This window comes from Brevibacterium aurantiacum (genome assembly GCF_007558825.1).
GTDB classification, from domain to species: Bacteria; Actinomycetota; Actinomycetes; order Actinomycetales; family Brevibacteriaceae; genus Brevibacterium; species Brevibacterium aurantiacum_A.
Genome location: NZ_VLTK01000013.1, coordinates 14,053 through 37,204, shown reverse-complemented (window position 1 = coordinate 37,204; position 23,152 = coordinate 14,053). Strand labels below are relative to the sequence as shown.

At 61.6% G+C, this 23,152-nt stretch carries 19 protein-coding genes; 14 read left to right on the top strand and 5 right to left on the bottom strand.

Features of this window, described 5'->3' with window-relative positions:
• The first annotated feature begins 62 nt into the window (after positions 1-62).
• The 7 genes from FO013_RS18190 to FO013_RS18160 all read left to right on the top strand — a co-directional run bounded on the left by FO013_RS18190 (position 63) and on the right by FO013_RS18160 (position 9,507).
• Positions 63-1,751, top strand: a complete 1,689-nt coding sequence (locus tag FO013_RS18190) for a PucR family transcriptional regulator (RefSeq protein ID WP_186293192.1) — start codon at positions 63-65, stop codon at positions 1,749-1,751.
• Positions 1,752-1,921: 170 nt separating this feature from the next.
• The gene (locus FO013_RS18185) at positions 1,922-3,385 is read left to right on the top strand and encodes a uracil-xanthine permease family protein (RefSeq protein WP_222103674.1); all 1,464 of its coding nucleotides are present in this window, start codon (positions 1,922-1,924) and stop codon (positions 3,383-3,385) included.
• A gap of 8 nt (positions 3,386-3,393) precedes the next feature.
• On the top strand, positions 3,394-4,374 hold the full coding sequence (locus tag FO013_RS18180; RefSeq protein ID WP_143923976.1) for an FAD binding domain-containing protein: 981 nt from the start codon (positions 3,394-3,396) through the stop codon (positions 4,372-4,374).
• A 29-nt stretch (positions 4,375-4,403) separates the two neighbouring features.
• Positions 4,404-4,958: a (2Fe-2S)-binding protein gene (locus FO013_RS18175; RefSeq protein WP_260848255.1), complete on the top strand. Its 555-nt coding sequence runs from the start codon at positions 4,404-4,406 to the stop codon at positions 4,956-4,958.
• Entirely contained in the window at positions 4,955-7,399 is a 2,445-nt protein-coding gene (gene cutA, locus FO013_RS18170; protein WP_143923975.1) for an aerobic carbon-monoxide dehydrogenase large subunit, read from the top strand. The genes FO013_RS18175 and cutA overlap by 4 nt, the downstream gene beginning before the upstream one ends.
• A 12-nt stretch (positions 7,400-7,411) precedes the next feature.
• Complete coding sequence (locus FO013_RS18165) at positions 7,412-8,083, top strand: SRPBCC family protein (protein WP_143923974.1); 672 nt, start codon at positions 7,412-7,414, stop codon at positions 8,081-8,083.
• Between the two features lie 74 nt (positions 8,084-8,157).
• Positions 8,158-9,507, top strand: coding sequence for an amidase (locus tag FO013_RS18160; RefSeq protein ID WP_260848254.1), 1,350 nt, complete (start codon positions 8,158-8,160; stop codon positions 9,505-9,507).
• Between the two features lie 64 nt (positions 9,508-9,571).
• Here FO013_RS18160 and FO013_RS18155 read toward each other — a convergent pair whose 3' ends face one another.
• The 4 genes from FO013_RS18155 to FO013_RS18140 all read right to left on the bottom strand — a co-directional run bounded on the left by FO013_RS18155 (position 9,572) and on the right by FO013_RS18140 (position 13,768).
• Positions 9,572-10,456, bottom strand: a complete 885-nt coding sequence (locus FO013_RS18155; RefSeq protein WP_143923972.1) for an anti-sigma factor — start codon at positions 10,454-10,456, stop codon at positions 9,572-9,574.
• On the bottom strand, positions 10,453-11,082 hold the full coding sequence (locus FO013_RS18150; RefSeq protein WP_143923971.1) for a sigma-70 family RNA polymerase sigma factor: 630 nt from the start codon (positions 11,080-11,082) through the stop codon (positions 10,453-10,455). The genes FO013_RS18155 and FO013_RS18150 overlap by 4 nt, the downstream gene beginning before the upstream one ends.
• 130 nt (positions 11,083-11,212) lie before the next feature.
• On the bottom strand, positions 11,213-11,890 hold the full coding sequence (locus FO013_RS18145; RefSeq protein ID WP_069601115.1) for a fasciclin domain-containing protein: 678 nt from the start codon (positions 11,888-11,890) through the stop codon (positions 11,213-11,215).
• Between the two features lie 261 nt (positions 11,891-12,151).
• On the bottom strand, positions 12,152-13,768 hold the full coding sequence (locus FO013_RS18140; protein WP_143923970.1) for a molybdopterin-dependent oxidoreductase: 1,617 nt from the start codon (positions 13,766-13,768) through the stop codon (positions 12,152-12,154).
• 125 nt (positions 13,769-13,893) lie between these two features.
• Between FO013_RS18140 and FO013_RS18135 the strand changes: the two genes are divergently transcribed.
• The 6 genes from FO013_RS18135 to FO013_RS18110 all read left to right on the top strand — a co-directional run bounded on the left by FO013_RS18135 (position 13,894) and on the right by FO013_RS18110 (position 20,391).
• Positions 13,894-14,394, top strand: coding sequence for an OsmC family protein (locus tag FO013_RS18135; protein WP_143923969.1), 501 nt, complete (start codon positions 13,894-13,896; stop codon positions 14,392-14,394).
• A 160-nt stretch (positions 14,395-14,554) separates the two neighbouring features.
• Positions 14,555-15,238: a trimeric intracellular cation channel family protein gene (locus tag FO013_RS18130; RefSeq protein ID WP_143923968.1), complete on the top strand. Its 684-nt coding sequence runs from the start codon at positions 14,555-14,557 to the stop codon at positions 15,236-15,238.
• A 67-nt stretch (positions 15,239-15,305) separates the two neighbouring features.
• A complete protein-coding gene (locus FO013_RS18125) occupies positions 15,306-16,169 on the top strand; it encodes a PPK2 family polyphosphate kinase (RefSeq protein ID WP_143923967.1) in 864 nt (287 codons plus the stop codon).
• Between the two features lie 162 nt (positions 16,170-16,331).
• On the top strand, positions 16,332-17,240 hold the full coding sequence (locus FO013_RS18120) for an alpha/beta fold hydrolase (RefSeq protein ID WP_143923966.1): 909 nt from the start codon (positions 16,332-16,334) through the stop codon (positions 17,238-17,240).
• Positions 17,237-18,388, top strand: coding sequence for a M20/M25/M40 family metallo-hydrolase (locus FO013_RS18115; protein WP_222103673.1), 1,152 nt, complete (start codon positions 17,237-17,239; stop codon positions 18,386-18,388). Before FO013_RS18120 ends, FO013_RS18115 begins: the two co-directional genes overlap by 4 nt.
• A gap of 110 nt (positions 18,389-18,498) precedes the next feature.
• Positions 18,499-20,391, top strand: coding sequence for a S9 family peptidase (locus FO013_RS18110; protein ID WP_143923965.1), 1,893 nt, complete (start codon positions 18,499-18,501; stop codon positions 20,389-20,391).
• A gap of 102 nt (positions 20,392-20,493) precedes the next feature.
• Here FO013_RS18110 and FO013_RS18105 read toward each other — a convergent pair whose 3' ends face one another.
• Complete coding sequence (locus tag FO013_RS18105) at positions 20,494-21,285, bottom strand: TetR/AcrR family transcriptional regulator (RefSeq protein WP_143923964.1); 792 nt, start codon at positions 21,283-21,285, stop codon at positions 20,494-20,496.
• 128 nt (positions 21,286-21,413) lie between these two features.
• Between FO013_RS18105 and FO013_RS18100 the strand changes: the two genes are divergently transcribed.
• A complete protein-coding gene (locus FO013_RS18100) occupies positions 21,414-23,096 on the top strand; it encodes an ABC transporter substrate-binding protein (RefSeq protein ID WP_143923963.1) in 1,683 nt (560 codons plus the stop codon).
• Positions 23,097-23,152 lie beyond the last annotated feature (56 nt).

Sequence of the window (23,152 nt, the reverse complement as noted above, 5' to 3'; positions counted from 1 at the left end):
GACAGGTTATCGTGACCTGCTATCGTCAATGCATGTCAAATGGTGCCAAGGATGGCCTATATATGCATCAAAATTTGCCAGACGATGAGAGTGTCTCGATTTCAGCCTGCCTGTCCGTACGTGACGTGCTGGGATTGCCGAGTATGCGCAGCGGCGAGATCGTTGCGGGTGGACAGGGGCTTGATCGCCTGGTCGAACTGACCAACGTGATGGAAGTCCCCGACATCATTCCCTGGGTGAAGCCCCGCGAACTGCTCCTCACCACTGCCTATCCGCTGCGGGACCGGCCCGAAGAGATCGCCCAGCTCCTGACGACTCTTGAGGGCAGTGGCGTGTCCGCCGTCTGCATCAAACCGGGGCGATATCTCACCGAGATTCCCGACTCCGCTATCGCGGAGGCCAACCGGCTCGGTTTGCCGATCATCCACCTCGGTGACGGTGTCGGGTTCGACGAGATCATGCATGAAGTGCTGTCGGGCAACCTTGATCGCCGGGCCGAACTGATCCGGAAGACGGAACAGACGATGCGGGAACTCGTCGACGTCGTCATCAACGACGGCGACCTCGAAGACGTCTGTCAGATGGTGGCAGAGCGGATTGGTGTGGCCGCCGCGGTCACCACATTGGACGGTCGGGTGCGCTGCCTGCGGACTCATTCGATGTTCACCGAGGGTGAATCAGTGGTCGACGAGGATCTGGTGAGCCTGGTCTGCTTCGACAAGTCTGGCCGTTTCCGAGTTGAGGACGAACCCGCGGGCCTGGAACGCAGCGGCCGGACCCGCGCAGGCCGGACATCTGTGTGGGGCAACTGCACCATCGAAGGTGGAGACAAGACTCTGGGCCGCATCGTTGCCTTCGGCGAAGGCGCGCTCAAGGCTCCCGAGTTCCGGCTCATAGAACAGGCCGCCGCAGCCGCGGCGCTTGTCATCACCCGGGAGAAGGCGATCACTGCGGTCGAAAGCAAATACCGCACAGACTTCGTCCTCGAGGTGCTGCGAGGCCATATTGCCTCCACAGACCGAGTGCTCTCCCATGCCGACTCGCTGGGCTGGGACCTGGCCCGACCCATCAATGTTGCAGTCGCCGAGGTGGATTCGGAAGCGGACCAGACGGATGCTGAGAACAAGCGGACGATGCAGTCCCTCTTCGCCGACGCCTGGACGAAAGTCGTGTCCCAGGACGATCCCGCTGCTGCGGTCGTCGGTTCAGGAGATCAGGTCATCCTGCTGCTCTCGGCAGAGAATGCGGACGACATCACAGCACGGCTGAAGTCCTTCATCACGGATGTGCGCGGATATGGCGGGGGAGGCAGGAGACAGTTCTCGGTCGGTATCTCACGTCCCGCGGCAGACGTGTCCGGTCTGGCGGCGGCCTATCAGGAGGCGATGCGCGCACTCGAGGTCGGACGCCAGCTCGAGCGTGGTCAGGGACTCAGCCACTACGACTCCCTAGGTGTCTACCGGCTGCTCCTTCAGGTGACGAAGAAGGAAGAGCTGCGCAGCTTTGCGCGCGAGGTCCTCGGCCCACTGGCAGGAGACGACAAAGAAGAGTACGAAGGGCTGCGCACCACGTTGCAGGCGCTGCTCGATCACAACCTCAATGTGGCCGAAACGGCACGGTCGCTGTTCTTCCACTACAACACGCTGAGATACCGGATCACCAAGCTCGAACACATGGTCGGTCCGTTCACCGAAGATCCCAACCTCCGCCTCTCGCTGTCCTTGGCCTTGCAGATCGTCAAGCTTCCTTAGCAAAGACTGCCGACGAGCCCTGGGTATATTTGGCAGGATCTGACGTGATGTGTGCCTCAGCATCCCAATAGAGTCGGGGTGTCAGTCGAGATGTTTCGTGACCGGCGGCTGCAGGAACACACGTGTCGAAATGTCTGCACCGGGCCTTTCTCAACGATGAGGAGAAACACATGTCGATGTTCTCATGGACGTTGCACGGGGATGGCAAGACCGTCGCCCCAGGCGAGTTCGTCAAACCCAGCGAACGTCTGACCTGGGGTCGAACGATCGGCCTTGGTGCTCAGCACGTGGTAGCCATGTTCGGGGCCACCTTCGTCTTCCCCATCATCATGGGGCTCAACCCCCAGCTGGCCGTCATGATGTCGGGATTCGGCACCATCATCTTCCTCCTCATCGTCAAGGGCAAGGTGCCCAGCTACGTGGGCACCTCCGCCGCGTTCGTCGGAGGCGTCACCGCTGTCACCGCACAGGGCGGCACCCCCGCCGAGGTGACCGGTGCGATCATGATCTCTGGCGTCATCCTCGCTCTCGTCGGTGTGTTCATCCACTACATCGGGGCATCCGCGCTGACCAAGGTTCTCCCACCCGTCGTCACCGGCGGAGTGGTGATGCTCATCGGCTTCAACCTGGCCCCGGTCGTCGCGAACACCTACTGGCCCCAGGACCAGTGGGTCGCGGTCATCGTCATGGTCTTCATCGTCTTCCTCTCCGTCTGGGCGCGAGGGTTCCTTGGTCGCATCGCAGTGTTCCTCGGCCTCATCCTCGGCTACGGAGTCTCCTGGCTCTTCGACAAGATATTCGGTCAGATCACCTCGTTCAGCGCAGCAGCCGGAGAAGTGACCACGCACTTCCGCGTGGACTTCTCCGCCATCGAGTCAGCCGCGTGGATCGGTTTCCCGCCCATGACTGACACTGCTGCAGGTGTCGTCGGAGTTCACCTTCCTGTCTTCAACGCGGCAGCGATCGTCGTCATGCTGCCGGGCATCATCGCCCTCGTCGCAGAGAACGCCGGACACGTCAAAGCAGTCGAGGAGATGACCGGTGAGAAGCTCGACAAATACATGGGTCGCGCGGTCCTCGGCGACGGTGTCGCCACTGTCGTCGCCACCTCGGTCGGAGGCTCACCGACGACAACCTATGCCGAGAACATCGGAGTGATGGCGGCCACGCGCGTCTACTCCACCGCTGCCTACTGGGTGGCTGCCCTTGTTGCCATCTGCTTCGGCTTCTCACCGAAGTTCGGTGCACTCATATCATCGGTTCCGGGCGGAGTCCTCGGCGGCATCACGGTCGTCCTCTACGGAATGATCGGCATGCTGGGTGCGAAGATCTGGATCGAGAACCGAGTCAACTTCGCCAACCCACTCAACATCGTCCCGGTCGCGGCTGGACTGATCATCGCCATCGGTGACGTCAGCCTGGAGTTCACTGACGACTTCGTCCTCTCCGGAATTGCCCTGGGAACGATATCGATGCTGGTCATGTACCATGTTGCGCGTTGGCTGGCGCCGAAAGAGCTGCTGGATGATCCGGCTGATGGCGCTGGGCTCAACATTGGAGGCGAAGGGCAGAGGGCCCGGGTCACCGCTGACCTCGAACAAGATCGCAAGCTCCGCAGAATGAAAGATGAGTGACTGAGACAATGAAGCCTTCTCCTCTGAGGATTCACCGTCCGAAGACCATTGAGGACACCCTGGAGCTGCTCGCAGCGCATGCATCAGATGGAAAGATCATCGCCGGGGGACAGAGCCTGGTTCCGGTCCTCAATATGCGCCTGGCATCTCCGAAGAACCTCATCGACATCACTGCCGTCGAGGGGCTCGACGGACTCACAGCAACGGGGGCGGAGATTACGGTCGGTGCGCTCGTGAGTCACCGACGACTCGAGCGCGATCCGGGCGCCGCCTGCGCGAATCCGATTCTCGGTGAAGCACTCGGACACGTCGCTCACCCGGCCATAAGGAATCGGGGAACCACGGTCGGCTCGATTGCACATGCCGACCCGAACGGTGAGATGCCGATGATTCTGGCGCTGACGGGTGGCCGCGTGAAGGTCAGGAGCCTGACCGGAACCCGCACACTCACCGCAGACGAACTCAACGTCGGTCCCTTGGAAACCAGTCTGGAACCCGAGGAGCTCATCACCGAGGCGATCTTCCCCTCCTTGCAACCAGGACAGAGGGCCGGATTCGACGAACTGGCGCGCCGCAGCGGTGACTACGGGCTGGCCGGGGTCGGACTGATCATGTCGACCGACGATGCTGACATTGCCAGCGCATCCGACCGAGCTGGCTTTGTCGACAATGTCGACTCAGCCAATTCCGGGGCTGCAGGCACAACGGCCACGATCACAGGCTTGAAGGCGGGATTCGTGTCAGTCACGGACACCCCGGACATCATTGAACTCGACGACATCGTCGCCGGCACCCCAGTGGATCGTGTGGATACGATCGTCGACGCCGTCGCCTCGGCGATCAAGGATTTCATTGACCCGGAGGGAGACATCCACGCCAGCGCCGACTATCGCCGGCATCTCACCGGAGTCCTCGCCGGACGCCTGCTCAAGCGATTGAGCAGGCCCAACAGCGCTCGTGGTGCGTCAGCCCTCAGCGGTGGACAGTGAGCAGTGACAAGCAAGGAGAAGGAAGCACGATGACCCAGATGAGCGCTGCTGAGGCAGCAGCCGAACCGAGATCGACCATCCGGCTGAGCGTCAACGGCAAAGATCATGTCCTCGATGTGCCGGATCGCAAACTTCTCTCCGACGTTCTGCGTCAGGACCTGGAGCTGACCGGTACCCATGTCGGCTGCGAACACGGGGTCTGCGGTGCCTGCACGGTGCAGCTCGACGGCGATCCGATCCGGTCCTGTCTGATCTTTGCCGCCAGCGCACAGAGTCATGAAGTCACCACTGTTGAAGGAATCGGAGACGATCCGGAAAACCCTGCCGACGTGCAGCAGGCCTTCATCGACTCCCACGGGCTGCAATGCGGCTTCTGCACTCCGGGATTCATCACCACCATCGACGCTTTCGTGAACGAAAACCCGCACCCGAGTGAAGAAGAGGCTCGGGAGGCGATCTCCGGCAACCTCTGCCGGTGCACCGGCTACCAGAACATCGTCAAGGCAGTGCAGCGTACGGCCGAACTGCGTGGCGGATGTGGCCAGGGCTGCTGTGACGACGAAGATGCTGGAGTGTCTCAATGACCACACGTATGTTCGGCCAGAAGATCAAACGTCGGGAAGACCCCCGACTGGTCACCGGCAATGGTCGATATCTTGATGATCTGGCCAACGGCAGCGTGGCTGCGGCCTTCGTGCGCAGCCCCCATGCCCACGCTGACATCGTCGATATCGATGTCACGGGCGCCATCGACGTCGAAGGTGTCATCGCAGTCTGGACCCACGAAGATCTGCCCGGTCAGGCAGCAGATCGCCTGCCCATGTTGATCCCCCACCCATCCATCGTGGCACCTCACACCGGTTACGCCCTGGCCCCAGACCACGTGAACTTCGTCGGCGAACCGATCGTCATGGTCATCGCCCGCGACCGCTATATCGCTGAAGACGCGGCCGGGAGGATCGAGGTCGACTATGAGTTCCTTGACCCGATCGTCGGTGTCGAACAGTCACGTGAGGGGCAGCGGATCGTTCACGCAGGAATGGACGACAACGTGGCAGCCCACTACGTCCAAGAGGTCGGGGACGTTGCTTCGGGGTTGGACCGGGCCCCACATACTCTCGACCTTGACCTGGAGTTCGAGCGCAGCGCATGCATGCCGATGGAAGGCAAAGGCGTCATCGCAGCCTGGAATCGGGAGGACGAAAGTCTCCAGGTCCATTCCTCGACCCAGACCAGCACCGGGTTGAGAGCCGCGTTGGCAGCGCGGCTGGAGATCCCCCTGACTCGGGTCGAAGTCATCACCCCCGATGTCGGCGGTGCCTTCGGAGTCAAGATCAATCACCCCTGGCCGGAAGAGCTGGCCGTGGCGTGTGCCGCCAGGGCACTTGGAACGACGGTGAAATGGACCGAGGACCGGCGCGAACATTTCATCTCCTCGGCGCATGAGAGAGCACAGACTCAGAGTGTGAAAGTCGGGTTCGACGATGACGGTCGGATTCTCAGCCTGGATGTGAAGTTCTGGCACGACAACGGGGCCTACATTCCTTACGGCGTCATCGTCCCGCTCAACACGTCGACGCATGTCATGGGCCCCTACAACATCGCCAACTATCGAGTCGAATACTGGTCTCTGTACACCAACACTGTCATGGTCACTCCCTATCGAGGCGCCGGTCGCGCCCATGCGGTGTTTATGATGGAGCGCACCGTCGACGCCATCGCCGACGAACTTGGAATGGATCGCACACAGGTACGTCTGAACAACTTCGTCCGTGAGTTCCCCCATCCGATGGGAGTGACCATGCAAGACGGTGCGGAAGGCTGTCTGGACTCGGGTGACTTTGTGACCTCCCTCGACAAGCTCAAGGCCCTCGTCGGCTGGGACGAATTCGAAGCCTTTCGGGACCAGGCCAGAGCCGAGGGCCGCAAGGTCGGTCTGGGGATCGGATGCTATGTGGAGAGCACCGGTGCCGGTCCTTATGAAGGTGGTCATATCGAGGTCGAGTCCTCTGGACGGGTGAACGTCTGGACTGGGCTGACGACCCACGGACAGGCGCATGCGACTGTATTCGCTCAGATCGTCGCCGATGCTCTCGGTGTCCCCATCGACACCGTGCATGTGGCGACAGGAGATACCCGCAAACTTCCGTACTCGGTCGGGACCTGGGGATCGCGGGGAGCCGTGATGGCAGGCAACGCCCTGCACCTGACGGCTCAGAAGGTCAAGGCCAAGGCATTGACGATTGCCGGCGAGTCTCTGGAGGCTGATCCGGAGGATCTGGAGATCGTTGATGGGATCATCTCCGTCAAGGGCGACCCCAGTGCCGCCATGCCCTTGGCCGCGGTGTCTGTTCTGTCGAATCCCTTGCGATACGCGTTTGACGAGAGCGCCAAGGCCGCAACTCAGTTCGCCAAGGAGTCCAACGCAGAAGAACCCTCGGTGAAGCCGGGCGAGCAGCCGGGACTGGAAGAGCAGGAGTTCTTCTCGCCGCTGCGCTCCACCGTGGCCAACGGCATGCATGCCGCGATCGTCGAAACCGATCCTGAGACTGCCGACATCACGATCCTTCGCTACTGCGTCGTTCATGACTGCGGGCCGATGATCAACCCGATGGTCGTCGAAGGACAAGTCCATGGCGGTGTGGCCCAAGGTGTGGGAGGAGCGCTCTACGAACGGATGGCCTACGACGAGGACGGGCAGCTGCTCAATGCTTCCTTCATGGACTTCCTCATGCCCTTCGCGTCTGAGATTCCCTACGTTGAGACCGATCATCTGGAGACCCCCAGCCCGCTCAACCCCCTGGGCATCAAAGGTGCAGGAGAGGCCGGAACAATTCCGACAGCCACGACAATCGCATCTGCCATCGAAGACGCTGAAGGCTTCCCCATCCGTGCCATGCCACTCGATCCTTCCACACTCTGGGAACTGCGGAATAAGCATGCGGCCGGTGAAGTACCCGGACTGAAAGCCGGAGGCCTCGGATCTGCCGATTCTGCACCCCCATCCACTCCCGGACACAAGTAAGGACTGCACCACATGCACATCTCTTCCGTAGCTCAGATGACTGCCGATCCTGACACCGCTTATGCTGCGTTCCACGACCCCCGGATCCTCGCGGCCACCATTCCGGGAGTCGAAGGCTTCACTCCGGTAGACGACCAGACCTATCAAGTGGTTCTGACCATGGGTGTGGCGGCGATCAAAGGCACCTACAAAGGCTCGGTGGCGTTCTCGCAAGAGCAGCCCCCGGCGTCGTTCGTCCTCACCGCCAAGGGTTCTGGCGGGCCGGGGACCATTGGTGCCGATATCACCGTGGCGCTGGCACCTGGCGAAGCCGGTGGTACCGAGGTCACTTGGGAAGCCGATGCCGTTCTGGGGGGAGCCATCGGCGGCGTCGGCCAGCGAATGCTGTCCGGCGTGGCAAAACGCATCGCCACAAAATTCTTCAAAGACATCGATCGGGCCATTCGCGAAGGAGTCGAGGAGCCAGCGGTTGCAGCCACAGCCGATGTTCCCGAAGTCCTTGCAGTGCCCGCAGCATCTGCTGGTCTTGCAACACCTGCAGGTCCGGCAACGCCGGTGGCTGAACCTGCCGGGTCAGTGCTCGGAACGTCTGCGCGAGGCAGCGAATTCTTGGTGGGCGCAGCCGTGGGCGCCGGTGCGGCCCTGCTCGGCGTCTGCGTCGGACTGTTGGCCGGACGCCGCTAGTGTCGCTTGGTGCTGAATCGGACATCCGATGGATGTCCCTCGCTGAACTTGCGGATGCACTTGCAACACGTCAATTGAGTTCTCGAGAACTGGTCGAGGCGCATCTACTCCGCATTGACGAGATCAATCCTCGTGTCAACGCGGTGATCACAGTCGATGCAGACGGTGCGCTCGCCTCGGCGACGGAGGTTGACGAGCTCAGAGCCCGAGGTTCGGACCTTCCTCTCTTGTCAGGCATCCCGATGACGCATAAGGACACTCACGAGACGGCTGGGATGCGGACGACATTCGGCTCCCCGATCTTCGCTGAGAACGTGCCGAACCGGGATGCCCTCATCGTGTCCAGACTGAAGTCGGCAGGCGTGATCAGCACAGGCAAAACCAATGTGCCTGAATTCGCGGCGGGCGCCCACACCACCAACCCTGTGTTCGGGACGACTCGTAACCCTTATGACACCGCTCTGTCCGCCTCCGGTTCGTCCGGCGGCGCCGCGGCAGCGATTGCTTGCGGAGTCCAGGCAGCGGGAGACGGCTCGGATACGGGCGGGTCACTGCGCCTGCCAGCTGGGTTCAACAATATCGTGGGCCTGCGCCCTTCCAACGGCTGGATACCGCATGTGTCTCCAGACAACCCGTGGGAGTGGCTGAGCCAAGCGGGATTCATGGCTCGCAGGGTTGCCGATATCGCCATGCTCATGGACCTCTGCAGCGGACCTGATCGCATGGGACCAGCTGCGCGCGTGGAGTCGGGAGGATTCTCGAAGCTGGATTCGGGGAAGGACTTGTCGGGATGGGCGATCGGATTCGCGCCGAATCTGGGTGGCCAGGTCGAGGTCGAAAACGAGGTAGCTGAGGTCGTCGGAGCAGCAGGTCCTGTGCTGACCGGGTTGGGTGCCCACCTGAGTTACGAAGCACCAACGCTCGACGATGCTGTCGAGGTGTTCCGCGTGGCCAGGGCCTACGAATTCGCTAAGAACTATGGACATCTCGTTGAGGGCCATGCGCACGAGATGAAAAATTCGCTCCGGGACAACATTCAAGCTGGGTTGAACTTGGGCGTGGACGATCTCTTCGCGCTTGACGACGCTCGTGCTCGACTGTGGGTGGCGATGCAGGACTATTTCTCGCGCCACGACGTGCTGGTGACGACCACAAGTCAGGTGGAACCTTTCGCCGCCGACCTCGACTATCCGGACAGCCTCAGTGGCAAACCGATCAGCGATTACATGGCGTGGGTTTACGCGACCAGCCTGATCTCAGCAACGGGATGCCCCGCGATCAGCGTGCCGGCTGGATTCTCCTCAACGGGGCTGCCGGTGGGACTGCAGATCATCGGCCCCGTCGGCGCCGATAAGCGAGTGCTCGAGGTGGCACAGGCCTTCGAGAGCGTCACCAACCACGCTCGGACCCATCCGTTGCTTTGAGGTTCCAGCCTTCCGATCTTCAGGAAGAGCCGATGCCTCCAGACATCTGAACAATGGCCATTGTCTACAGGCCGATGGCCACGATCGGATCGGTGGTCGGCTGGTCCGAACCGCCCTTGGGCTCCACAGTGACGCCGAACAGACTTCCTTTGGCGAAAGGCTCATCGGCGATGGTCACCGGTGCGTTCGACATCAGCCCCACACTCTCGGGACCCTCATCGCCGATGACCCACATCTGCAGGGATTTTCCTGCAGGAGAGACTTCGACATCGCGAGGACTGAGGCGAATGAGCTGTTCCTTCTCGGACGAAGCCACAGTGACCGATCCGCCCTCGGGCAGCTCGGCCGTGCTGGTTTTCAGATCGCCGGCTTCCATGAGCCGAGCTGAGTCGTCGAGCTGTTGTTGAGCAGCTGCCAGTTCGTCTTCCAGCTCGTTCTGCTTCTGCCAGGAACTCACTCCGACACCGGCGGCGACGATGACAGCGGCAGCGGCTGCAGCCATCGGCACCCAGGCGCTGCGTTTCCGACGGCGCTCGGCCAGATCTGCAGGCGGTGGCACGTCGGAGTGCGACTGATTGTCTGCCTGTGATGCGGGTTGAGCCGGAGCGTTGATCTGAGTCGGTGCTGATGACTGAGTCTGCTGCTGTTCAGAACCAGCCTGTTCCAGGCTCGGTGGTTTCGCGGCCGCATCCTCCTGAGCATGTGTGTTCGGGATGGCGAGAATTGCATTCCGGGCGGCTGCACTGATGGGTTCAGGGGCATCTGTGGCTGAGGATTCAAACGCTTCTGCATCGGATTCGGCCATGAGCGCCATGGTGTCTTCATACTCGGCGACCTCGGAGCGGAACTCAGCGTCGGTGTCTGCGAGAGCCTGGGCCTCGGCAAGTTCAGCTTCGCTGAGTCCACCCAGAGCCAGCCCGGCAGCCAGATAGTCGCGATCGGCACTCATCGGCTTACCTCCAGCTCTTCCCGCAGCTTCTTCATTCCGTCTCTGATTCGTGACTTGATGGTGCCGAGGGGCACCTTGAGATTCTCCGAAATCTCAGCGTGGGTCAGGCCTTGGTAGAAGGCCATGACGATGGGTTGTGCCTGGTCCGGGGGAAGTATCTTCAGCGCTGTGGCGGTTCTCTCCGACTCGGATCTGTCGATGACCGTCTGTTCGACCTGCTCGCCCTCTTCCGCCGACGATCTCAGACCGTCGGCGTAGTCGCGATCCTGTTGGGCCTGAACACTGCGGACGCAGTCGATGGCTCTCCGACGAGCCAGCGTGATCAGCCATGCTCTGCCTGTCCCGCGTTGTGGGTCGAACCCGGAGCACCGGGTCCACACTTCGGTGAAGCATTCCTGGAGCACCTCCTCAGCGAGCGACTGACTTCTCACAATCCGCAGGATCACTGCCATGAGTATGCGTGATTGTGCCACAAAGAGTTCTTCGAAAGCGGACCTGTCACCGGCGGCGATCCGCAGCAGCTGGTCGCCGCTCGGGTCCGCTGCCGTCGTGACGGTGCCGTCGGACCCCCGGGCGACATATCCCGGGGGTCCGTGGCCTGGAGCCGAAGGATCATCTGAACTCATTGTCCAATCATGTCATTCGATCGGCTTCTGTTCGTCCGATGTCCACACATCGTATGAAAAAGGTGGTGGCCAAGGGCCGATCCGAGATGTCGAAATCGGGCCTTGGCCACTGCCTCGTCAAACTCTGGTGTCACTTAGAGGGCATCATCACACTGTCGACCATGTACACGGTGGCATTCGAGGTGGCCACGCCACCGCAGACCAGACCGGCATCGTCGAACTTGAGGTCGTCTCCTTCACCGGAGATCGTCACCTTCGAACCTTCGACGGTCTCGTGCTCACCGGCGATCTCGTCGGGCGACAGCTTTCCTGGGATGACGTGATAGGTGAGAACCTTGGTCAGCATGTCCGAATCCTTGGCCAGCGCATCCAGGTCGTCCTTGGGGACGTCGCCGAAGGCATCATCGGTGGGTGCGATGACGGTGAACTCGTCTCCGTTGAGAGTGTCGACGAGGTCGACGTCGGGATTGAGCTTGCCCGAAACGGCCTTGGTCAGGGTCTTGAGCATCGGGTTGTTCGATGCCGCTGTGGCGACAGGATCCTGTGCCATTCCTTCGACCGATCCGCCGCCCTTGGGATTGGCCTCGGCGTAGGCGGCACAGTCCGGTCCGACGAGATCCCCGCCGGCCATGGCGTCGTCGCCCGACTCTTCTGATGCGGCAGGGCTTTCTGCAGTATCACTGGACTTGGTCTCGGTATCACCGGACTCGGAGTCGGAGCCCATGTCCGAGCAGCCGCTCAGAGCCATAAGACCGATCGCGCCGGCGGCCAGGATGGTGGTGGTGCGAGTGCGAAGCAGCGTTTTCATCGTTCTTCTCCTAATTGAGGTAATGCATCAACGGTGGTGCGTATCAGCGCACAGCTTTGAAGTTGCCTTCATTGCTCGCTGTGTACCTGGTATTCGCAGCCCGTCTGGTTCTGGATGGGTGAAATTCAAAGATTCTTCGGACTTCTTCTTCACGGAGCCCTCTGCGATATCTTCGGACCTGCGCAGATCGGCCCCAGTCTCCGCCTGCATGGGGAGTCTGGGACCGTGACGGTGCAATCCGGTGCGTGACTGAGGATCGTTCTACTCGACACTGAACTGGATGTGGTGGTGACCGGTCGCGGAGTTGGGAATGGACTTCCTGCGCTTCGGGGTCTGGACGTTTCCGTCCTGATCGATCGCACGGACCGTGACGGTATGCAATCCGGGATCGACGTCGCTGAAACCCGTCGTCCACTGGCGCCAGGTGTCGATGTTGACCTCATCGCCGAGTTCTGCCGAGGTCCATTCCCCATCGTCGAGTTTCACATCGACTCGCTTGATGCCGCTGCGCTGCGCCCATGCCGTGCCAGCGACGGCCACATCACCGGCAGACACCTTGGCCAACGGCTTCGGCACTTCGACCCTCGACGCGACGAGGATGGGCGCCTTGGCATCCCATCCTCGATCAGTCCAATAGGCGGTCTTCTCATCGAAACGAGTGACTTCGAGTTCGGTGACCCACTTGGTAGCCGAGACGAAACCGTAGAGTCCGGGAACGACGAGGCGGGCGGGGAAGCCGTGTTCGGGAGGAAGCGGACTCCCGTTCATTCCAACGGCCAGCAGGGAGTCGCGGTCATCGGTGAGGGCTTCGATCGGCGTCGACGCCGAAAACCCGTCGATCGAATGGGAAAGGACCATGTCTGCGTCCTTGTTCGGGTTCGCCCGACGCAGCAGCTCACGCACCGGGTAGCCCAACCAGGTGGCGTTGCCGACCAGGTCACCCCCGACGGGGTTGGAGACACAGGTGAGCGTGATGTGGTGCTCGTCGAGAGGAAGGCTGAGCAGATCATCCATCGTCAGAGTCACTTCGGTCTCGACCATGCCATGGATTCTCAGCGACCATTCCTGTGGGTCGATGACCGGAGGCGCCAACGCCGTGTCGATGCGATAGAAATCCGTGGGGTCCGTGACGAAGGGCGCAAGGCCCTTGACATCGGGATGCGCCGAGGTGGGAATCGGTGGGGCTGTGGACGCCGGCTTCGGCAGCACCAGTTTGGCCACTGCGGCTCCCGCATCCAGAGTCAATGCGGCCACGGTCTGTCCGGCCGCCATCGCAGCGGCACCCGCTGTCCCGATGATGCCGGTGATGATGAAGAAACGGCGACGAGACGGTGCCGAAGCCGGCGTCTCGGTCGAGTCGGATGAGGAAGATTCGGGTGCAGACGAACCATTGGGACGGGCAGCTGCAGGAAACCTCCGGGGAGCTGCGGGAGCCGTCCCTTTCTCAGCGAGGCTCATTCCAACGCTCATAAGGAGACGGAAGACGGTCATGCCCAGGGCGAGTCCGATGAGAGTCGGTACGATGTCGACGACACTGGACTCGGGGCGGATGAGGATGACGATGATGGGAACCAGCCCGGCCACAAACAGCAGCGCCGTCGCCAGACTGAGCCGGTGAGAGGCCAGCCAGCCGATGAGCCCTCCGAGCACCAGCGAGCCCAGACCTGTGGTGAGAATGAGGAAGAGCTTGTCATTGGTGCCGAAGAGGTCGATGACAGGTTTGACGAGCCCAGTCGGTGCCAGCGGAATGATCGTCTGACCCAATGCCAGCAGGGGTGCCGCCGGTGGACCGAATGCTCGGGCGATCAGGTCGGCGGCACCGAACAGGACAAGGGTGGCGACGATCCCAGCGAGGGCGGCGCGAAATGGTCTTCTCATGTACAGATATTCGGAGCGGACGACGATCCGGATGGACGATCAGGGCGCGAAGATTCGCTCCTGTGCCGCGCCTCATTCACGAAATTGTCAGTTAACTTGCCGTCAAGCTGACGTAGCATAGTGCAATGACTGAGAACCCAGGATACGCCGAGCCGCAGGCGCCAAGCGGAGACTCGGACGAACCAAGAAGCGCAAGCGCTCCCATCTACACGGCCAAGGTCGAGAACCTCGGCGGGACCTCGGGTGAAGTGCGAGTCGAAGATGGTCTGACACTGTCGACGGCCCCCACCTCTCACACCGATCAGGGCAGCAACCCCGAGCAGTTCCTCGCGATGGCGTGGAGCACCTGCCTCGGCGAAACCCTCAAGGTGGTGCTGGCGGTCAACGACATCGAAGCACAGTCCCGCGTCCGCGTCGAGGTCGACCTGCACGGTGAGTCCACCGGTGGATTCTACTTCGTACCCCGGGCATACATCTCCATCGACGGCGTCTCCGCCGCAGACGCGGAGAAGTACGCCGGACGGGCCCACGCCAGGTGCCCGATCTCGAAGCTGCTCAAGGGACAGGGCAACCCGAGCGTCGAGATCGAAGAATACAAGAACCCGGACAACTTCCAGCTCAGCTGAGTCCGATTCCTGCACGGATGAGGACGGCACGCTCCAGCTCGGCGCACTGATACTACAGTGGAGTCCAGGCACCGAGGTGGGAGAACCGGCGTCGGGCAACGCTGGCCGCACGGCGATTGGCGTTGGGTGCGCCGTTGACAGGCCGGAAGGGGAGTAGGTCGTGGAGGTACAAGAAGCAGTCTTTCTCGCGCTTGACCTCACCGGTACCTTCGTCTTCGCAGTCTCCGGAGTCCTTCTGGCTGCCAGGCGTGGCTTCGACATCACCGGGGGCCTGGTTCTCGGGACGATGACCGGCATCGGTGGGGGCATGATCCGTGACGTCCTCCTCGATCGAGTGCCGAACGCGCTCGGTCAGCCGATCTATCTGGCCCCGCCCCTTATCGCCACACTGCTCATCTACCTCATCGGCAAGCATGTCTCGCGGGCTCGGATCTGGATCGTGGCCTTCGACGCGATCGGGCTCGCCATCTTCAGTGTCACCGGTACGACGATCGCCCTCGGCGCCGGTGCGACCTATCCGGCGGCCCTGCTCATGGGGGCGCTCACGGCCTGCGGCGGCGGTCTCATGCGCGATGCTGTGGCCAGTGAGGATCCGGCGATCTTCACCGGCACCGACCTCTACCTGATCCCCGCCCTCTTCGGAGCCGGTGTCACGCTCATCGCCGATGCGACTGGCATCCTGGGCAATGTGGTGTCGCTGATCATCGCCGGGCTTGCGTTCACCTTCCGAATGCTGGCCTGGAGGCTGCAGTGGCGGGTACCGCAGCCGATGCGGCAGTGGTCGTATCGGGAGACCGAACGGAAGATGAAGAGGCTGCCTTCGGTGTTCCGGAAACCCGATTGAAGGCGCAGAGCCCTCGGAGATCACCACAGATATAGACGCTGACCCTCCTGCCTGCAAAGATGAACTCATGAGCGAGAAGACGATGCAGAGTTGGACCGAGGATCCGGAGCCGCTGCTGCGGGCAGGCGAAGGGTTTCGGCTCGATGATGTTGATCCGCGTTCGACCCCCGGCTACGAAGGCAACAAGAAATCCGGGCGCAAGGACCTCAAAGCCTGCGTCCCCGAACTCGGCGATCTTCAGGAACGACTCTTCGCGGCCCATCATGATGAGAAGTCAGGGCCAGCGGTTCTCCTCGTCCTCCAAGCGATGGACACGGCAGGCAAGGGCGGAATCGTGCGCCATGTCGTCGGATCAGTCGATCCACAGGGCGTGGAGCTCGCCGCGTTCAAGGCGCCGACGAAGGAGGAGCTCTCCCATGATTTCCTCTGGCGCATCCGACCGCGCGTGCCCGGGCCTGGCATGATCGGCGTCTTCGATCGCTCCCACTACGAGGATGTGCTCATCGGCAAAGTCCGCGAGCTTGCCGATGACGAAGAGATCGAGCGGCGCTACGCCGCCATCAGAGACTTCGAGGCAGAGCTCGCCGAGGCGGGTGTGCGCATGATCAAGGTCATGCTCAACATCTCCCCGGATGAGCAGAAGGACAGGCTGATGGAGCGCCTGGACCGCCCGGATAAGTACTGGAAGTACAACCCCGGCGACGTGGACGAACGTCTCCTGTGGCCCGACTACATGAAGGCTTATCAGGCGGTGTTCGAGCGCACCTCGACCGAGGCGGCTCCTTGGTACGTCGTCCCCGCTGACCGCAAATGGTATGCACGATTGGCGATCCAGCAGCTCCTGCTGAATGCGCTGCGGAACATCGACCCCCAGTGGCCGGCTGCGGACTTCGATATCGACGTCGAACGGGAGCGACTGGCCGAGAGCTGAGGCTTGGGTTCTGGGAGCCCTCGGGCTCGGTGGTGCTCCAGTGCAGTTCGGCGTTGCGGACTCCCCGTCTTCATCTGCCCTGACCCCTTCCTGCCCATGCGCAATTGAGATAGTCTAAGGAATTGACTAAAGGTTTTTCCAAAGACGGAAGGCGCATGCATCATGCTCGAAGGATTCGATCCGATCGGCAATTCGCGCTCAGGTGTGCGAGTCAGCGGATTGATCGCCGGCTCCGGACCCCCGGTGCTGCTATTGCACGGATATCCCCAGACGAAGCACATGTGGCATCTGGTGGCCCCTGAGCTGGCGAAGCACCACACTGTCGTCCTTGGGGATCTGCGCGGGTACGGTGACTCCGACAAGCCGGAGCAGACGAACGACCGCAGCACCTATTCCAAGCGGGAGATGGCTGCCGACCAGCATGCCCTGATGATGTCGCTCGGTTTCGAGAGGTACTCCGTTGTCGGGCATGACCGAGGCGGACGCGTCGCTCATCGCTTGGGGCTCGACCACCCGGAAGCCGTCGAACGCTTGGCCGTGCTTGACATCGTGCCGACTCTGCATATGTTCGACAACGTGAACCGCGCTATGGCGAGCACCTATTTCCACTGGTTCTTCCTCGCCCTGGAGAACGGGATGCCCGAGGCTCTCATCAGGGCAGACCCTCTCACCTGGCTGCGCAGTCGATTCGAAGGCCGCAACGCCGGGGGTCGATCGATCGACCCGGACGCATATGAGGAATATGCACGGTGCTTCACGAGCCCGGGAGGAGTTGAAGCGTCCACGGCCGACTATCAGTCCGCGGCTACCATCGATCTCGACCATGATCGCGTCGATCGTGATCGCGACCTGCGCCTGAGGATGCCGCTGCTGGCTCTGTGGGGAGAGCAGGGATACGTCGGCATGAACTTCGATGTCGTCGACGTGTGGAAGGGCTATGCCGCCGCAGTCGAAGGTGCAGCGGCACAATCCGATCACTACTTGGCAGAAGAGACTCCAGAGTTCGTCATCGCCGAACTCACGAAGTTCTTTCATCCGCTTGCTGCCGCCAACGGACGGCGGAGCTCGTGAACGGCACTCACGGCGGCTGCGAAGACGAGAAGAGTACTGAATCCGAGATCGTTCACGCACGCCTGCGATCGTTGGTCGAAGTGGAATCTCCCACCGGGCACCGGGAAGGGATCGCCGAATGCTTCTCCCTCATCAGGCACTGGGCCGGTGCGGCACTCGATCGGCAGGGCGAGATCCGAGAGATCGACGGCGTCGACCATCTGTACTTCGCGGCCGCCGATCCGGGGGGAATGCTCCTGCTCGGCCACGTCGATACCGTATGGCCGGTGGGCACTCTGGACCGGCTGCCTTTCACGGTCGAGAGCGGGCGCGCTCGCGGCCCCGGCGTCTTCGACATGAAGTCGGGGCTCGTAGCGGCCATCGGCAGTCTCGAAAGACTGGCCGCCGAGGGGCGGAGCGGACGCGACGACGTCTCTCTCCTGATCACGGGCGATGAGGAAACCGGATCGATTACCTCCCGGGGGCTCATTGAAGAGGCGGCGGCGCGCTCACGTGCCGTGCTCATACTAGAGCCGAGCCTCGATGGGGCGGTGAAGATCGCTCGCCGAGGCGCCGGAATCTACCGTGTCGGGGTCAGGGGGCGGGCAGCACACGCTGGCCTCGAGCCTGAAAAGGGTGCCAATGCCCTCGCAGAGATGGCCGATGTCCTCCAGCGGCTCGCGCTCCAGTCGGACGAGTCGCTCGGCACGACGGTGTCGCCGACATTCGCCACAGCCGGTACTGCCGTGAACACCATCCCGGAACTCGCCGAGGTGGCCTTCGACGTTCGTGCCTGGTCCCTCAGCGAACTCGAACGCGTCGACGCCGCTTTCCGGTCGATTCTCCCGCGCAATCCCGAGATCGCACTGGCCCTGGGCGGGGGCATCAACAGGCCGCCCCTTGAGCGTGAGCACGCCGAGGCGCTCTATCTCCTCGCCCGACAGGTCGCCGCGGACCTCGGGCAGACCCCGCTCGATGGTGTCGAGGTCGGGGGTGCATCCGATGGCAACTTCACAGCGGCACTCGGCACGCCCACCCTCGACGGACTCGGGCCGCTGGGAGGCGGTGCCCATGCCGAGCACGAATGGGCGAATCTCGAATCGATCATCGAAAGGGCCGACCTCGTCGCTGAGCTTATTCGGCGCATTCGCGGGCAGACGGACACGTAGCCGATGCGTCCTCGCGACAACTGGGCTGCAGATCTGACTCGCACATCTGTGACTCAGAATCACGCAGCTAACACTGAGAATCATGCCACTATGACCACAGGGGAGAAGCAATGACCGCTCAAACCGACTCCACCGCATCGACCAATGGACGCAAGACATCGACATGGGAGATGCGCTTCAACACGCCGTATCTGCACACGGTGAGACCGGCAATGGGGAACCCGAGCACTGGCCTTGTCATCGAAAACCATCGCCATGGGGTCAAAGGGCGTCTGCTCGCGACCGAGGCAGGGAACGCCGGTCCAGTGCTGTCCGATATCCTTCCCATTGACGTGAGCTTCGAGTCCTTCCTGTCACCCGACGCTCGCTGGATCGTCTCCCTCGATGATGACGGAGGTTCTGAGGTCGGCGGACTCTTGGCCCAATCGGTCGACGGTACGAAGAGCGTTCATCTGACTCCAGACCGTGATCCCTACGTCATCAGAGGGATGGAGTTCTCCGCCGATGGGTCGACGCTTCTCGCCACCATCGTCGACGATGAGGGCTTTCACCTGCTGTCGATTCCCGCGAATCCCTGGGGCGAGGCGGAGGTCATCTGGTCCTCACGGAACGAAGCCTGGTACGCGCACGTCTCCGCCGATGCCAGCCTGTTCTCCGCTGACTCGACGAATCACAATCCGGGTTGGCGTCGGACAGCTGTCACCGTCGTCGACGCACACTCCGGTGAGGAGATCGCCGTGTGCAACGATATGGGCGACGGCGGTCCAGTCCGGGCCGTGCGCTTCTCTCCGCTGCTGGGAGACGATCGATTGCTGTTGAGCACCGAGAAGAGCGGCTTCGCCAGGCCGGCGCTGTGGTCACCGTCGACTGGAGACCGGACAGACTACCCCCTGACTGAGTTGGCTGGTGAAGTGCTCGCGCTCGACTGGGCCCCGGAGCATTCGCAGATCCTCCTGCTCCACGTCGACGCGGGGATTCATCGCCTCCTGCTCCTCGACACCGATGGCGGGGGCATCTCCATCGTGCGTGAGGGCACCGGCAGTTATGCCGACCCCGATGTGGCCGCAGAATTCGCCTACAGTGCGCAGTCCTACCTCGACCAAGCTGGCGGAGTACTTGTATTCGAGCAGTCATGGAGCACTCCTCCAGCGCTCACCAGAATCGATCCTCACGGCGAATCGATTTCCGTCATCGATGCACCCCAGCTGCCCGAAGGAGTGCCATTCAACTCTGAACTCGTCACCAGCGCCGATGGCACACCTGTTCAGTTGTGGTGGGCGATCCCGGTTGGTGAGGTGCGCGGCACTATCCTGTCCATCCACGGCGGGCCCAACTTGGTCACCACCGACCACTACGCACCCGAGGCACAGGCCTGGCTGGCAGAGGGCTTCGCCTTCGCTTCGCTCAATTATCGGGGTTCGGTGACATTCGGCAGGGAATTCAGAGAAGGCTTCTGGACCGGATACGGCGACCGCGAGGTCGCAGATATACGGGCGGTGATGGACCGCCTGCGGGGACTTGGCGTTGCGGATCCGACATCGACGTTCGTCACCGGGGCCTCCTACGGCGGTCACCTGACGCTGTTGTCAATGGGCCGACTGCCCGAGTACTTCGCTGGAGGTTTCGCCGTGGTGGCGATGGCCGATTGGGCGACTGCATTTGAGGAGATGAACGCCGCACTCAGGCCCGTGTGGGAAAAGGTGCTGTCCAACGGTGAACTGAGCTTCGAGGAGGCCTGTGCGAAGCTCTCGTCCACGAGCTACGTGGATCAGGTTCAAGGGTCGGTCGTGCTGTTTCAGGGAGCGCGTGACTCTCGCACTCCGCCGGCACAGGCGAGGAAGTACATCGAACGACTGCGGGCGAGCGGGGGAGACGTCTCCATCGAGTGGTTCGATGCCGGTCATACACCTGCGGGTCTGGCCATCGAACACGAATGGTTGGAGCGCGAGCTGGGATTCGTTGCGCTCACCGAGTCCTCAGTGAGGTGGTCAGGCACGCCCTGATCGCTGTGTCGAATTCCTTCATGCGACGGATTTCGATACTCCTGGGGGCGTGACTGGAACTTAGCTGCCGTTCGTCTCGGCTGAGTCCCCTGACTGCGCCCGCTATCTGTCTTCGGCACCGGGAACACCCTCCGCAAGTGCTTCGAGACCCCTGATGAGCACTTCGAGGCCGGCGTCGAACGTACTGGCATCCCCGATGCCCAGAGGAGGTTGGCCGGCCGCAGTGATAGCGGGATATTCTTCTGGGTCGAGGCGTTCGAACTGTATTCTCCAGGCCAGCTCGTCCTCTCGCTGCACCTGCTCCGGCAGGCAGTGGGAGGTCGCTTCGATGCTTGAAAGCGCGCGCACATAGTTGCCGAAGACGCGTTGGTATTTGAGCGCGTCTTCATTATTGAATCCAGCATCGAAGAACGCCTTGAGCGTGTATTCCATATTGCTGAACTCGCGAGGCATGCGAGTGGTTCTAGCCGCCATCTGCGAAGCGAGTTGAGGATAGCGCAAGTAGTGTTCGTGGACGACACGTGCGGCAATCCGCAGATTCTCTCTCCAGTCCCCGGTGGGCACAAGGGCACCGAGATAGGAACGGTCGCGCAGGGAATCGATAAGCGCGAGGACGAGTTCGTCCTTGTCCTTGAAATGACGGTACATCGATGTCGGGTGAGCCCCGAGTTCGGCTCCCAGTGATTGGAATGTCAGTCCATCGAGGCCGTCGCGCTCAGAAATCACCTTTGCGGCGTCGAGAATGACGGTGCGGTTGAGCGAATCGCGTTTGCGCCTAGTGCGGACCGGGGCATCGGATGTCGATCGTGTGCCGTCCTCGGATGTGCCGGGATTCGTCAAGGTTCTCCCATCGTCGTGTGTGCCCTCAAGGATAACCGCAGTCGGGATGAACACGAAGATTGTTTGCCCAATAGATAGTCAATTATGTTGACTAACACTATTGCTATCTCTTCGATTCGGGATTAATCTGTTGCTACGACATGGCGCTGTAAGCAGTGGGGCCATGGTGGAAAGGAACTTCAATGACGAGTTTCACCCGACCGCGAGGCAGGAGACGTCTCCGTGCAGCAGCGGCCGCAGGCCTCGCGTTCGCGCTCGGTCTCACCGCGTGTTCGACTGGCGACGGCGGTCTTGACCAGAACATCTCGGACGACGAACAGATCGTCATCGGTGCCGAACAGGAACCCGACTGCGCAGACTGGATCGCTACGTGTGCCGCAAACATCTGGGGCTCCTACACGATGCGGATCCCCACTCTTCCACGCGCCTTCGAGTCCCGGAAGACCGATGGTTCCTGGGAGCTGGTCCCCTCTGATCTGCTGACCGGTGAGCCGAGAGTAGCCATCGCAGAGGGAGGGAAGCAGACGATCACCTATAGCATCAATCCCGAAGCTCAGTGGTCCGACGGAGAACCCATCACCGGTGAAGACTTCGTGTACACCGGCCTCCAGATCCGGGACGGCGATGACATCTTCGACAAGAGCGGGTACTCGCTCATCGAATCTATCGACGCTCCGAACGAGAGGACCGCAGTCGTCACGCTCAAGACCTCGACCGGCTCGTGGAAGAAGCTCTTCAGCGGCGACTACTCTGTCCTGCCCAGCCACATCCTCAAGAGCGAGGACCGCGCCGAGATGATGAAGGACGGCTATGACTTCTCCGGTGGCCCCTGGAAGATCGAGTCCTGGGTCAAAGGGGTCTCAGTGACACTGGTGCCCAACGACAATTACTGGGGCGAGAAGCCGAAACTCAAGAAGGTCACCTTCCAGTTCATCACCGACACCGCGGCCGCCTTCCTCGCGCTCAAGAGCGGTCAGGTCCAGGCGCTGTATCCGACGCCGCAACTCGATGCGATGAGTCAGATCAAGGCCGGCGTCCCGAATACGAACATCGACGTCGACACCGATTCTGGAAACCTGGAGGCCCTGTGGATCAATAATGCGGCTTTTCCCTTCGACAGCTTGGCGGTGCGACAAGCCTTCGCCCATTCGATCGACAGGCCCGCGATCGTTGAGCGACTCTACGGACAGATCGGGGTCGAGCAGGTGCAGCAGAGCTTCCTCACCCCACTCAACGGCGTCTACGCCCGGGAAGACTTCTCCCGATACACCAGAGACCTCGAGAAGGTTGAGGACCTCATGATGGATGACGGGTGGCGCAGGAACGAAGAGGGAATCTGGGAAAAGAACGGGAAACCCGCTGAGTTCCGCATCACCACGCAGTCTGGGAACCAGCGACGCGAACTGGCCGAACAGATTCTTCAGAAGCAGGCAGGTGAGGCCGGTTTCTCCATGAAGATCGCCAACGTCGCAGGCGCCGACCTGTTTTCAAGCGTCGCGCCGAAGGGGGACTTCGAGGTCGGATTATGGACGATCATCGACACCGTCCCCGAACCCGATCTCGGCTCCTCATTCAGGTCGGACGCCATCCCCGGTGACGACAACGGATTCTCAGGCATCAACTTCACTCGAGCGAACATCCCAGGGGCTGACGGACTCCTCAACACCGTTGCCCGCACGACGGACGACAAGGAACGGATCACGAAGTCCCATGCAGCCGAAAAGCTCATCGCTGAGGCTGTTCCCGGAATCCCCATCGACACGGTGCCGAATATCGTCATGACCAGCAGCAAGGTCAAGGGGCCGGTCGAGGTCAATCCCGCAGAGGGCCCCTTCTGGAACCTGGAGGCGTGGACCCTTGATTGAGAGCTCAGCTATTTGTGAAGCCACAAAGATCAGTGCCGGTATCGCACTCGACCGTC